This is a genomic window from Pannonibacter anstelovis, assembly GCF_036881715.1.
Taxonomy (GTDB): domain Bacteria; phylum Pseudomonadota; class Alphaproteobacteria; order Rhizobiales; family Stappiaceae; genus Pannonibacter; species Pannonibacter anstelovis.
In genome coordinates this window covers 1-13,642 of sequence record NZ_JBAKBF010000016.1, presented here as the reverse complement: position 1 = coordinate 13,642, position 13,642 = coordinate 1, and the positions used below count along the sequence as shown (strand labels likewise).

Below are 13,642 nucleotides of genomic sequence, written 5' to 3'. Positions count from 1 at the left end.
GCCTCACGCCCGCGAAAGCCCCTTGCGATGGCGGCCGGAGACGGCAGCCACCGCAAGGAAAAGACCGGAGACCGTGGCGATCATGCCCGCTGCGCTGACCGAATTTGCCGCCCCCAGCCACAGCGGGCCATAGCCAGCCAGCACATAGCCGGTGATGGCAGCCAGCACCGCAATCAGGAGGCTGAGCCAGACCTGCGCCCCAAGCCGGTTCGTCATCAGCCGTGCCGTCGCGGGCGGGCAGATGAACATGGCAATGACGATGATGGAGCCCACCGCATCAAAGGCCGCCACGGCCGCTACAGCCGAAAGCGTGACCAGACCGAGGCTGAGCAGCGTCACCGGCAGCCCGCGTGCCGCCGCATAGCCTTCGTCAAAGGTCATCAGTACCAGCGGCCGCCAGAACAGGCCCATGAGCAGGAACACAACCGCCGTGACACCCGCCATGCGCAGAAGCTCCGGCGGCAGCCCGGCCAGCGCCTGCGGGTTGGCGAGCGAGGCCCAGCCCTCCGCATCCAGCCAGATCAGGCTTTCCAGATTGCCATAGAGCGCGTGCTCCACATCCAGATGCACAGTGCTGGTGTTGCTCTGCTCCAGCAGCAGCACACCGGCGGCAAAAAGCGTAGTGAAGACCACGCCCATGGCCGCGCCCGGCTCCATCCGGCCATAGCGGCGCAGAAGCTCGATCAGCACCACGGCCACAAGCGCCGCGCTGCCCGCCCCCAGCATCATCGGCCAGGTGGAGATCTGCCCCGTGATCAGAAAGGCAACGACAATACCCGGCAGTACCACATGGGAAATGGCATCGCCGATCATGGCTTCCCGCCGCAGGATGAGGAAATTGCCCGGCAAAGCGCAGGCCAGCGCGGCCAGCGTGCCGATGAGCAGCGGCGTCAGGCTGAATTGCACGAACTCGGCCCCGAACATCTCAGATCCCATGGCGGGCCTCCCCGGATGAGCCAGCTGCCTGCCTGTCCAGCTGCGCGAGTTTGCCTTCGGGCAAAAGGCTGCTGAGAAGCCGTACACCATCATAGCGGGACATCACATCCTCTCCGGCACCGCTTGCCTGCAGCGCCGCCCAGCGCGCTTCGTCCTGAGCCAGCATCTGTGCAAGCGCCCGGCCCTCGCCGTTCAGGTTGCGGTCAGCCGCCAGAAGACCCGCGCGGGACAGCGCGTGCAACAGGCGCGGATCATGGATCACGCCCTGTTGCGACAGCGTCAGAACACCTTGCCGCAGCAGCAGGCGGCGGCGCTGCCGCACCCGAGCGAACACGGCCGCCACCAGTCCACGGCGCGGCGCAATGAGCAGCGAAGTGGTGAAGAAAGCCGCAGCCGAGAGCACAATGACTGGCCCTGCCGGAACATTTGGCGCTGCCGCCGAAAGGGCTGAACCAATGTAGCCTGCCAGCGCCCCGAACAGGGCAGCAAGAGCGAGAATGACAGTAGCCCGCTCGCTCCAGAAGCGGGCTGTCGCTGCGGGAATGATCAACAAGGCGACGATGAGCACCAGCCCGACAAGCTTCAGCCCCGTAACCGTCACCGCCAGCATCAGCCCCAGCATTACTCCATCAGCAAGGCTGGTGCGGATGCCGCTCGTTTCCGCGTGCCCCTGATCAAAGCACACATGCAGCATTGGACGGCGAAAGATGAGCATTATAAGCACGCAGATGGCCCCGCCGCACGCAATCAGCACCGCGTCGCTGAACAGCATGCCCGCTGTGGAGCCGAGCAGAAAGCCCTCCAGCCCCGCCTGCCGCCCGGTGCCCATCACCTGAATGACCGTCAGCAGTACGATGCCGAAGCCGAAGAACACCGACAGCACGGCGCCGATCGCTGTGTCCTCGGCAAGCCGGGTGTAGCGGGTGAGCAAGGTCACAGCCAGCAGCCCCAGCCCGGCAGACAGGGCCGAGCCCAGCAGCAGCCCCGGCAGGGAGCGGCCATCCCCGCCCAGCGAAACCATCACCATGAAAGCCAGTGCAATGCCCGGCAGCGTCGCATGAGCGCTGGCATCGCTGATCAGCGCCCGCTTGCGCAGGAACAGGAACGTCCCCGTACTTCCCGCCGCCGCGCCCAGAAGGCTCGCACCAACACCAACCAAAGCGGCGTTATATCCCGCCTGCATCATCAGCGCAGAAAGGAAGCCAGACAGGACCTCAGTCATGAGAGCCCTCCGGCGGGTACTTGGCCGCCTTCAGGCAAGACCTCTCCGCCCCCGCCCCCTGGTGGGGAGGGGGGCTGAAAGGCCGTGCCGGGATGACCAGATCACAGACATTCCCCAAGCCTTCACCGGCTTCAAACAAGATCTGCAAATCCGGCAACCACCAAGGGGAGCGGAGCTGAGAGGTTGCGCCATATGCTGAAAGACTGGAGCTGTTGACCACCTTCACCTCCCCGTTTCCAGCGCCAGATCCAGCTCTGGCACAGCGGGGGAACCGGCGGGGGCAAGAGACGAGGTGTCGAGGCGCCCGCCGTAGGCGCGCTGGAGGATGGCAGGAGTGAAGGCTTCGTCCACCGGGCCTTGCGCGATGAGGCGCATGTTGATGACGAGCACGTGCGAGAAATAGGCAGGGACGGTGGAGAGGTCGTGATGCACGCAGACCACCGTCCGCCCCTCGTCCCGAAGCGCCTTCAGCACCCCTATGATCGCCCGCTCCGTCGCAGCATCAACCCCGGCAAAGGGCTCATCCAGCAGATAGAGATCCGCCTTCTGCGCCAGCGCACGGGCAAGGAACACACGCTGCTGCTGGCCGCCGGAAAGCTGACCGATCTGCCGGTCTGCAAAGCCTGCCATGCCCACCCGTTCGAGGCAGTGCATAACGAATTCCCGGTGATGCTGGCGGATACGGCCGAGGAGCCCAAGCTCGCGGGACAGGCCCATCATCACAACGTCCTCGGCACGTGCCGGAAAGTCCCAATCGACGGACGCCCGCTGCGGCACATAAGCGACACGCTGGCGAACCTTCGCAAAAGGCTGGCCGAACATGTCCACCGTGCCGGACAGGCACGGCACGATGCCGAGTGCTGCCTTGAGCAAGGTCGACTTGCCCGCCCCGTTGGGGCCAATGATAGCTGTCATGGAAGCAGCCTGCACATCCGCAGCAATGCCCAGAAGCGCAGGCTTGCCGCCATAGGAGACGGAGAGATCCCGGATCCTCACAGCTGTCGGTCCCTGCTGCGGCAGGATGCAGTTTGCAGTCTGTTTGAAATGCACCGGGATCATCCTTGTGTTGCCCTTCTACTCAGCCTGCAGCCTGCAATTGCCCGAGGCGGCCCCGATCCGGCACCGTGCCGCCCAGAGCGGCGGCGATGGTGGTAACATTATGGTCGATCATGCCCAGATACGTGCCTTCGTAGGTGCCGGATTGACCCATGGCATCGGAGAAGAGTTCCCCGCCAATGACCACGTCATGGCCCTTCGCTCCAGCACCTTCTATCAGCGCCTTCATGTTGCGGTCCGGCACAGAGCTTTCGACAAACACAGCGCCGATCTTGCGCTCGACCAGCGTATCGACCAGCTCAGCAATCCGGGCAAGGCCAGCTTCGCTTGCCGTCGAAATGCCCTGAATGCCCAGAACCTCGAAACCATAGGCACGGCCGAAATAGCTGAAGGCATCATGTGCCGTTACCAGCACACGGGCATTTTCCGGCACACTGTCCAGAACCTGCATGGAATAGGCATCAAGTGCATCCAGCTCGCCCGTGAAGGCCGCAAGCCGTTCCTCGATCACTCCCGCCTGACCCGGCAGCGCCGTCTTCAGCGCCGAAGCAATGGTGGCAGAAACGGTCTTCCAGAGCTCCGGGTCCATCCAGACATGCGGGTCATACCGGCCCGGATAGTCTTCATGCGACAGCAGCAGCGACGGGTCTATGGTATCGGCAACCGCCACCACCTTACCCCTGCGGGACAGATCCGCGAAGAACTCCTCCATCTGCGCTTCCAGATAAAGCCCGTGGCGCAGCACCAGATCCGCGCGCGCCATCGCGACAATGTCGCTGCGCGTCTGGCGGTAGCCATGCGGGTCCACCCCGGGGCCCATCAACGCGGAGACGGAAACAAGATTGCCGCCGATCACGGATGCGGTATCGGCAATCATGCCGGTCGTTGCGCTCACCGTCTGCTGTGAAGCTCCCAGTGCAGAGCCGGAGAAGCCCGCTATTGCGGAAGAACCGGCAATCACGCCGCCAGCGGCCAGAGCCGCCCTTCCGATAAAACCACGTCTTGTCAGAAGCATCGAGGTTCCTTTCATCTCCAGCCTACGCGCTGCACCGCAAAAGGCAAATGCTTTTAAGAACGATTTGCATTTAAGATAGATAATTGCGAATGAGTTGCAAGAGCAAAAATGAAAATGGCTTTTCCGGTTGCCAAAGCCGGACGGCTGGCGCAGGACTGTTGCGGGACGCGAAACCCCTTGGATGGAGCAGAGAATGCGCCGGGAAACTGACAGCATGGGTGAAATCAGCGTCGAGAGTGACCGCTACTGGGGCGCTCAGACGCAGAGGTCGCTGACCTATTTCAACATCAGCTCCGAGCTGATGCCCATCGAGATCATCCATGCCTATGGCATCCTCAAGCAGGCTGCCGCCGAAACCAACCGGGATCTGGGACATCTGAGCCCGGACCTTGCCGCCCTCATCATTGCCGCAGCGCGGGAAGTGAGCGAAGGCAAGCTGGACGAGCATTTCCCCCTGCATGTCTGGATGACCGGCAGCGGCACCCAGACCAACATGAACGTCAACGAGGTCATCTCCAACCGTGCCATCGAGGTGGCAGGCGGGGCGCTTGGCTCCAAGAAGCCGGTGCACCCCAATGACCACGTCAACATGTCCCAGTCGTCCAACGACACCTTCCCCGCCGCCATGCATATGGCAGCGGCCATCGCGGTGAAGACCCGTGTTCTGCCCGCCGTGAAGGCGCTGCGCGATGCGCTGGACAAGAAGGCCAAGGCCTGGGACCACATCATCAAGATCGGCCGCACCCACCTGCAGGATGCCGTTCCGCTGACCCTTGGTCAGGAATTCTCCGGCTATGTGGAGATGCTGGACGAGAATCTCGACCGCATCGCAGGCGCCCTGCCCGATGTCTACAAGCTGGCGCTTGGCGGCACGGCCGTCGGCACCGGTCTCAACGCCCCCAAGGGCTTTGCCGAAGGGGCAGCGGCCCGCATCGCGGCGCTCACCGGCCTGCCCTTCATCACCGCGCCCAACAAGTTTGCGGCGCAAGGAGCCCATGACGGGCTGGTGATGCTGCATGGCGCGTTGAAGACCACAGCGGGCTCGCTCTTCAAGATCGCCAACGATATCCGCCTGCTCGCCTGCGGCCCGCGCTGCGGGTTGTTCGAGCTGATCCTGCCGGCCAACGAGCCGGGCTCTTCGATCATGCCGGGCAAGGTCAACCCCACCCAGTGCGAGGCCATGGCCATGCTCTGCATTCAGGTGATGGCCAATGACGTGGCCGTGGGCATGGGCGGGGCCAGCGGCTATCTGGAGATGAATGTCTACAAGCCGCTGATGATCAACGCCGTGCTCCAGTCTGCCCGCATGCTGGCCGATGGCTGCACCAGCTTCCGCAAGTTCATGGTGGAAGGCATGGAGGCAAACGAGGCCCGCATTGCCGGCTATGTCGAAAACTCGCTGATGCTGGTCACCGCTCTCAGCCCGCACATCGGCTATGACAAGGCCTCCAAGGCTGCCCATCACGCCTATGAGCATGACATGACCCTGAAAGCCGCCTGCCTCGACCTCGGCTACATCTCCGCCGAAGACTTCGACCGGCTGGTGGACCCGAAGCTGATGCTCAGCGAAGGGTGACAGCGGAAGGTGCCCGTCTGCCGGGCACCTTCACAACATGTCTGTTCACGGCCCCCGTCAGAATTTCAGGCCGAGTTTCAGGCCTGCCGAGTGGCCGAGCGTGTTGCGCCCTGCCGTTGCCTCATAATGCAGCCGGGCCTCCATGTTATTGCCCCACAGAAGAGAGCCGCCGACCCCGAGGGTCGCGACGGCCCGGTCCCGCTTCAGATCAAGGCGCAGCTTCTTGTCCGGCTCGGGGGAGCCGGGCAGCGAGACAGTGTGCTGCAGACCGTTGAGTGCAATCCGGGCTCCGGCCTCCACATAGCCACGCGCAATTCCGCCCGCAAAAGGATGGTCGGTGGACAGGCGCAAGGCGGGGCGGACATCGGCGAGGAAATGCGTCTTGCGGTGAACCTTCAGATTGAGCGAACCTGCGCCCGTCTCCGTGAAGCCTCCGTCCTGCAGGACTGCCAGATCCAGCTCGACACTGGGGATCACGTCAAACTGCCCGGCCTTTGCCAGAACCCCGGCCCGCAACCGCGAGGCAAGCGCCAGCGTGGAGGGACGCGACTTGGCCACATAGTCTGTCCCCGCAGACGAAATGAGCCGTTCCGCCTTGCCGCCACCATAACTGCCGTTGAGCGACACAGAGCCATAGAACGGTCCCTGTGAGACCTTTGCGATGGCGCCGAGATGCAGGCGGTAGCCCGAGGCAGTCCTCCCGCTGGCACGGAATTGAGACGACTCATAGGCCGTGCTGAGGCCAATAACCAGATCATCGCTGACACGCTGCTGACGGCCGAGGCTGACCATGACCACATCAACATCACTTGACCAGTCATAGCGCGTGGTACCGCCGGTCACCTTGGCCCAGTTGCAGGCCTCTTCGGCAATAGCTGCATAAGGCCCCTCGGTGCCCCCGCAGCTCTGCATGTTCGACAGGTGCGTTCCGGAGGAGGAGAGCGTTGTCTGACTGGCCTTGCTGAAATCGGCTGCATCAAACACGGCCAGGCTGGACTCCAGGGCCTGTGGGTCAAGCGTGTTGGCTGCAAACAGCAGCAAGGACTCCAGCTCGGGATACGCGCCGGGCACATTGCTGCCGAGCGCCGAGACCATGTCATTGGCGAAGGCCGCGGCCTTGCCCGCGTTGCCACTGAAACCGGCCCGCTCGAAGTCGACGGAGGCTCCCGTCACAAGTGCCCGGTCATGGTAGAGATCATAGGCGAAACGGGTTGCCACGGTGCCGGAGGCGAGCCCGAAGGGCAAGGGTTCGCCCGGACGCAGACTGATGGGGGATGTGTCAGACGCTCCAGCAAAGCTCAGAACGGTGCTCGGTTGCGCAAACGCGGGGGCAAATGCGGTCAGCTGCGGAATGATCTGCTCCCGGCCCGTCTCGAGTGACAGCAGGTCAATGCGGTCACTGGCAAGCCCCGCAGGATCAAGTGCCAGGAAATGGCGTCCGCTGTCAGCGATCCTGTATGTACCGCCGTTCCGTATCGAGCCGAAGATCACCCCCGCATTGCCGATCCCCAAGTCCCTGCTGACTGGACCAGAGATATCACCCTCCAGAACACCACCACGCTGCACGTTCAGCGCACCGCCTGCTTCGGACCAAATGGCAGTTCCGCCGGGTGCCCGCAGAGCGCCTTCCACCTCAAGAAGCAGGTTGCTCACCTGAGCCCCTACCCGGATACCACCCGCCGTGCCCTTTGCAGCACTTACATTACCGGTCCGGCCGATCTCAAGCTGCGCAATCTGCCCCAGAGCTTTGCTGCCGCTGGTCAAGCCATCGGAAATGTTCACCGCCCAGGCACCGGCACCCTGCACGGCAACCGTGCCGTCGAGGCTGGCGGTAAACGCAGTGCTGCCGCTATAGTCCGCATTACTCACCACGTAGATGCCATGCGCCCCAGGTCCCCAGGTGCTGACGGTGCTGGTGCGGTGAAGCCTGATATTGATCCCGGTCCCAGAACCGGAACTGCTGGCCGATTGCGGAATCCGAAGGCCATCCGTGCCCAGCAGCGCGACGGTTTGAGGAAGATCCATCGCCAGAATGCCGTAAGCGGAGGCACCCACGGTGTAGATGCCGCCACGCAGATTCACGTCGATGCCTCCGAACTCCAATGGCAGCATGGATGGCAGAACGGGATCCGCCGTAATATCGAGAGGCAGAACAGCGGTGTCCATCAGCACCAGGCCGCCTCCACCGCTGGCCACGTGGGCAATGATGCCTGCCGAGCCGTCGCCCCGGGTTTCAACAAGAAGTGGAGCGGGTGCCTGGGTGTCATCAATAGCAACCTGCCCTGCAAACCCGAACGCCCCGCTGGAGGTCACCGTGACCGGAAAGGCACCACCGGCAATTGTGCCTCGAACAACGCCCAGGGTACCGCCGCTGCCGCCAATCGACTGGGCCAGAATGGCCGGGGCAACGGCACCATAGGTGCCGATACCGCCGCCAAAGTTCACCGACACATCGCCGCCCCAGCCCCCGTTGCCGCCACCGCCGCCAATAGTGAGCGCAAGCCCGTAGTTGGTGTCGGGCAGAAACGGAAGGGAGCCTTCATGCGCCAGAGAGCCTGCTCCGCCGCCGCCGCCGACCGACTGGGCAAAGATGCCGGCAGCGCCAGCCCCCAGCGTGACAATGGCGCCCTGCCCTTCAACGGCCACGCTGCCGCCGCTGCCGCCGCCTGACCCCGCGCGCCCGATGGCCAGCTTCATAAGGCCTCCGGCGGTCGTATCGCCGCCGTAGCCGCCACCGCCACCCACGGACTGGGCAAAGATGCCATGGGCGCCCGCTCCAGCGGTTTGCACACGCCCGGGATTGCTCACCAGCACACTGCCACCCGCGCCGGAGCTGCCGCTCGCACCGCCGATCGCCATCTCAAAGCCCTGACCGCTCAGAACGGGGATGCTCGTTATGGCGGAAGCAGCCGCTCCGCCATCGCCGCCGCCGCCGCCAATGGACTGGGCGAATAGGCCATGTGCGTTGGCCCCCTGCGTCGAAATGAGGCTCCAGCCGGTTTCAGAACCCGCTGCGGTGCCCGCCAGGCTGACGGATCCGCCGTCACCGGCAGAAGAACCGGAACCGCCGACAGACACCCCAAGCGCGTAGGTATCAAAGCCGATGAAGCCGTTGGAAATGGCGTGACCGCCGGAGCCGCCGCCTCCGCCAACCGACTGGCCATGGACACCATAGGCCATGACGCCGGATGTCGCGATGGTTGCACCCGGCCCCGCAGTGAAGGTGACGCTGCCGCCATTACCGCCTGCACCGCCCCAGCCACCGACGGAAACGGCAATGTCGGCACCGTTCTTCTTGTCTGTCTCGCGCGAGGGCAGCCCCCTCACCTTGTTGACCAGTCTGAGCAGCAGCGGCTGCGGCGGAAAGAAACGGTCCCAGCTTGGTGTCGAGGTCGACACGGCAAAGCTGTGCGCCACGCCGCCGGTGCCGCCGCCGCCGCCAACCGACTGCAATTTCACGCCCGTGGCCATGACACCCGAGGTGGCAATGGAGCTGCCCGCCGCCGCATTGACCACAACGCTGCCGCCATGATTCCCCACGCCACCATGCCCGCCAACGGTCACCGCCGTGCTGACAGCCCTGCCGCCCTTGTCCTTGTTCTCCCCGCTCCGGCTGTCGAGCGTCGCGGCAATCGACAAGGCCAGCACGGAGCCGCCATCGCCGCCGCCGCCGCCAACGGATTGGCCAAACAGACCATAGGACTGATCCCCGAATGTGAGAATGCTGCCGGAATGGCTGACCGCCACGCTGCCACCGGTACCGCCGCTGCCCCCGTGACCGCCAACGGCGATGGGCACGGCCGCAGCAGTGCCGTTTCCGTAGATGGCAGAGATCGCATAGGTGTGAACGTCGCCGCCATGACCGCCGCCGCCGCCCACCGACTGGGCGAAAAGTCCGTGCGACTGATGCCCCAGAGTCTGGATGGTGCTTGCGGCGAAGGTCGTGGCATTGGCAGAACCGCCCTGCCCGCCGCTGCCGCCGGTCATGCCGAGGGCAACATTCAAACTGAGCGCGTTCTTGCCGATGTCCGCATCAACCGTGACGACGCTGCCTCCACTGCCGCCGCCGCCGCCCACGGACTGGGCGAACACTGCGGGCGACCTGGAAGATGCTGTGGCGGCAGACCCCTCATTGTAGACTGAAGCCGTTCCGCCATTGCCGCCACTGCCCCCCCTGCCGCCCAGAACGGCCGAAAGGCTGACGGCTGCTTCTCCCACCGCAGCGCCCACGTCGATCGCATGGCCGCCTGTGCCACCGCCCCCGCCAACAGACTGAGCATGGACAGCAGGAGCCAGCCGTCCGTAAGTGACCACCGAGCCACCGCTCAGGACAGAGACAGCGGCATCCGAACCGTCGCCACCCGAGCCGCCACTGCCGCCCTGCGCGAACGAAACATCAATGGCACCGCTGCCGCTGGCGGCTGCCGTGACCGAGATCACCGCACCGCCGTTGCCTCCACCGCCACCAACCGATTGTGCCAGCATGCCTGCGGCATGATCGCCCGGCAATTGCACATTGCGCGGCGCAACCGCGTCCAGGGGATCGATATATCCGGTGGCAACCCGTCCGGAGCTGGTGAGCGTCACCATGCCGCCATTGCCGCCCGAACCACCCAGACCGCCCATCGTCAGCGACAGCGCGGCCTGATATCCCAGAACCACGCTTTGAGCAGAGCCGCCCTCACCGCCACCGCCGCCAATCGACCGCCCAACCATGCCAGTTGCGTGACGCCCAGCTGTGAGAATGGTTCCGGAATTGTCGATCGTCACCATGCCGGCGTCGCCGCCGCCGCCGGCATTTCCACCGACTGCAACTCCGTAAAAGGAGCTGTAGTCAAAGGCCTGCCCGCCATCGCCGCCACCGCCGCCAATGCTCAGCCCCGACAGGCCACGCGCATGATCCCCGTCCGTTGTAATAAGGCCCAGGTTCATCATCGCGACACGCTCGCCGTTGCCGCCTGCACCGCCATTGCCGCCCAGAACGAGGATTGTGCCGGTGGTGACCCCGCCTTCTCCGCCATTACCGCCGACACTGCGGGCGAGCGCGCCATGCGACATGACGCCAAGCGTTGAAAGAGCGCCGGAATTGCTAACACTGACCGATGACCCGGAGTTTCCGGCCTGTCCGCCCGAGCCGCCACGGCCGAAGAAGAAACCGCCGCTCCCACCCGCTCCGCCATAGCCTCCTTCACTCAGAACAGACACCGCTGCGGCATAATTGCCCAGGGTGGAAATGCTTGAGCCGGTATTGGTGATAACGGAGACGGAACCGCCATTGCCGCCGAGGCCACCGGTGCCGCCATCTGACGCGCCATGGCCCTCGCCGCCATCACCGCCCTGGCCACCCTTGCTGACCGCGAGAATGCCAACGGTTCCCATGGTTCCGGTCGCGATGCTCCCGGAGGGCTCCAGCACGAAGATCACGGATCCGCCATCACCACCTTGGCCGCCGGACGCCCCGTCATGAATGATGTTGCCATCGCCGCCATGACCGCCCCTGCCGCCCATGCTCAGGATCGAGAAAGCCGCTGGCCCGCCGTTGTACTGGACATAGTCGAAAGCATTGGAGATCCGCAGCGAAAGCCCGCCGCCGCCAGCCCCGCCAGCTGAAGCCCTGTCCCAGCCCGCGCCGCCCCCGTGCTGTCCGTCAAAACCGGTTGAGGTGATGCCGAGGCCAGGGTTGCCCGATGTATCTCCATTACAATCAGCAACCGTGGCAAAGACACCGAGTGCCCCCATGGACGGTCCATTGCATCCGGCAACAGTAACCACCGGAAACAAGAAACCCTGCGCGCTTGCGGATGTGCCGGCCAGAGGCAAAAGCAGCACGGGGAGAACCACCGCCGGCAAGACAAGATCCGGTCTCAGGGGCCTCAGCCATTTGCTGAATGCTGCCATAAGGCGTCCCTCTGGAAGCATTTTGGAACAAGCAGCATCGCGCCACGCGCTCCCCGTCAGGGAAACAGTGCCTTCCAGCGCCATCATCTCATCCATAGCAGCCCCCTCTAATCCCCCCACGTCATCTGGCAATGGTTAATGAGTCCTTACCGGCCATGCATTTTGACAAAACTCTGTGAGAGGCGGGCTGAGACTCCGCTCCGAAAGGGCTTGCCAGACAGGTGCGGCCCGGCTTAAGTAGGTATGTTATAAGATAACATTACAGGAGTTTGAGATGTTCAGGCAGACGACAGCCCTTGCGCTGGCGATGATGGCGCTGGCCGCTGGCGGGACGATGGTTCGGGCGGACGAAGCCCAGAGCCACTGGCGTGTTTTCGTTGGCGATCATTCCACCGGCAAGATTACGGCTCTGGATCTGGACAAGCCGGATCAGCGCTGGACCTTCGAAGTCAAAAGCCACGCCCGGCTTTATCCCTTCGGTGATGGGGCAGGCATTGCCGTGGTGCAGGCTGAAGCAAACCGCGCCGATTTCCTGAAAAGCGGCATCGCGCTGGAAAGCCACGGCGACCATGCGGATGTCGAGGTCAGCGATCCGGCACTGCTGAACACCTCCATGGAGGGTGGTAATCCGGTGCATGTGGTTGAGCATTCCGGTGTGCTGGCCATCAATTTCGACAAGGACGCCAAGGCGTCGCTTGCGGATGTGAAGGGCCTGCTCGGCGGCGATCCGCAGATGCGCACCTTCCCGCAGGAGGTTGCCCACCATGGCTTTGTGGCCGTGTTAGGCGATTATGTGCTCTCGACCGTTTCGGCAAAGGAAAAGCCGGAAGGCGCGTCAAGCCTGCCGCGCCTCGGGCTGCAGGCCTTTTCGGCCGATGGCAAACAGGTGTCGGATCTCGCTTCCTGCCCCGGCATTCATGGCGAGGCTTTCTCCGGCGCCTATCTGGCGGCGGGTTGCGAAGACGGCGTCCTGACGGTGAAGACGGATGGCGCAAAGCCCGAATTCGCGCTTCTGCCCTATCCTGCCGATTTCCCGAAGGGCAAGACCGGCACACTGCTGGGCGTGAAGGGCATGCAGGCCTTCCTTGGCAACTATGGCGCTGACGGCCTTGTCGTGGTGGACCCTTCGGATGCGCCCCACTTCACCCGCGTCACGCTGCCCTTCCGGCGGGTGGACTTCGTGCTTGATCCGGCCAAGCCCCAGAATGCCTATGTGCTGACTGAAGACGGCACCCTGCACCGTTTCAACATCCTGTCCGGTGACATTGAGGTGTCCAGCAAGGTGACGGAGCCCTACAGCATGGACGGCCATTGGCGCGACCCGCGCCCGCGGCTTGCTGTGGCCGGTGATACCGTGGTGATGACCGATCCGAACAAGGGCCTGCTGCGCCTCATCAGCACGTCAGACCTGAAGCAGACCGGCGAAATCCCGGTGGAAGGCATGCCCTACACCATCGCCATCACCGGCGGCAGCGGCATCAGCCACTGACCCTATCCCTCCGCCCCGTTCAGCGTGAGAGCAAAGGCCGTAATCCATCTTTGCGCATGGCCTTTCAGCCCCCCTCCCCCTGGTGGGGAGGGGTAAGGGGTGGGGGGCTCTGAGCCGAAAACTATATGAAACACAGATAGATGCCTGGAGCGGCATCAAGAAGAACGGCTGTCCGGAGCCAATGGACACTCTGCCAGATGGAGAGGCCTTCCCCCCACCCCTAACCCCTCCCCACGAGGGGGAGGGAGCTGAGGCGCCGTGCCAGAGTAACCAGACTTCAGGCGTTCTCCCATCTGTCTCCGGCCGTAGGCACGATGTGTGCATGCAGTAGCCCCCCCTCCTGAGACAGCCCCCGCTCACTTGCCCTTGCGATTCATCGCAGCAGCGAGAGCTGCGGCCATGGCGCTGTTGCCGCCGCTGGCCGGGGCCGGCGCGCCGCCGCCACGGGGT

At 64.1% G+C, this 13,642-nt stretch carries 7 protein-coding genes; 2 read left to right on the top strand and 5 right to left on the bottom strand.

The window, feature by feature from the left end; all coding sequences use genetic code 11:
• Positions 1-3: 3 nt before the first annotated feature.
• The 4 genes from V6L75_RS19210 to V6L75_RS19195 form a co-directional block, all read right to left on the bottom strand.
• Positions 4-936: a metal ABC transporter permease gene (locus tag V6L75_RS19210; protein ID WP_334253090.1), complete on the bottom strand. Its 933-nt coding sequence runs from the start codon at positions 934-936 to the stop codon at positions 4-6.
• Positions 926-2,158, bottom strand: coding sequence for a metal ABC transporter permease (locus tag V6L75_RS19205; RefSeq protein ID WP_334253089.1), 1,233 nt, complete (start codon positions 2,156-2,158; stop codon positions 926-928). The genes V6L75_RS19210 and V6L75_RS19205 overlap by 11 nt, the downstream gene beginning before the upstream one ends.
• A 222-nt stretch (positions 2,159-2,380) precedes the next feature.
• The gene (locus tag V6L75_RS19200; RefSeq protein WP_334253088.1) at positions 2,381-3,154 is read right to left on the bottom strand and encodes a metal ABC transporter ATP-binding protein; all 774 of its coding nucleotides are present in this window, start codon (positions 3,152-3,154) and stop codon (positions 2,381-2,383) included.
• Between the two features lie 82 nt (positions 3,155-3,236).
• Positions 3,237-4,229, bottom strand: a complete 993-nt coding sequence (locus tag V6L75_RS19195) for a metal ABC transporter solute-binding protein, Zn/Mn family (protein ID WP_334253087.1) — start codon at positions 4,227-4,229, stop codon at positions 3,237-3,239.
• Positions 4,230-4,422: 193 nt separating this feature from the next.
• Here V6L75_RS19195 and fumC point away from each other — a divergent pair, with 193 nt between their 5' ends.
• Positions 4,423-5,805, top strand: a complete 1,383-nt coding sequence (gene fumC / locus V6L75_RS19190; RefSeq protein WP_334253086.1) for a class II fumarate hydratase — start codon at positions 4,423-4,425, stop codon at positions 5,803-5,805.
• 57 nt (positions 5,806-5,862) lie between these two features.
• On the opposite strand, the gene V6L75_RS19185 is transcribed toward fumC, so the two are convergent.
• The gene (locus V6L75_RS19185; RefSeq protein ID WP_334253085.1) at positions 5,863-11,544 is read right to left on the bottom strand and encodes an autotransporter outer membrane beta-barrel domain-containing protein; all 5,682 of its coding nucleotides are present in this window, start codon (positions 11,542-11,544) and stop codon (positions 5,863-5,865) included.
• Between the two features lie 433 nt (positions 11,545-11,977).
• Between V6L75_RS19185 and V6L75_RS19180 the strand changes: the two genes are divergently transcribed.
• On the top strand, positions 11,978-13,192 hold the full coding sequence (locus V6L75_RS19180; protein WP_334253084.1) for a hypothetical protein: 1,215 nt from the start codon (positions 11,978-11,980) through the stop codon (positions 13,190-13,192).
• Positions 13,193-13,642 lie beyond the last annotated feature (450 nt).

Bases quoted from the DNA above. Each gene is read 5' to 3' on its own strand.
- V6L75_RS19210 (WP_334253090.1), bottom strand. From the start codon at position 936: ATGGGATCTGAGATGTTCGGGGCCGAGTTCGTGCAATTCAGCCTGACG.
- V6L75_RS19205 (WP_334253089.1), bottom strand. From the start codon at position 2,158: ATGACTGAGGTCCTGTCTGGCTTCCTTTCTGCGCTGATGATGCAGGCG.
- V6L75_RS19195 (WP_334253087.1), bottom strand. From the start codon at position 4,229: ATGCTTCTGACAAGACGTGGTTTTATCGGAAGGGCGGCTCTGGCCGCT.
- fumC (WP_334253086.1), top strand. From the start codon at position 4,423: ATGCGCCGGGAAACTGACAGCATGGGTGAAATCAGCGTCGAGAGTGAC.
- V6L75_RS19185 (WP_334253085.1), bottom strand. From the start codon at position 11,544: ATGGGGGCACTCGGTGTCTTTGCCACGGTTGCTGATTGTAATGGAGAT.
- V6L75_RS19180 (WP_334253084.1), top strand. From the start codon at position 11,978: ATGTTCAGGCAGACGACAGCCCTTGCGCTGGCGATGATGGCGCTGGCC.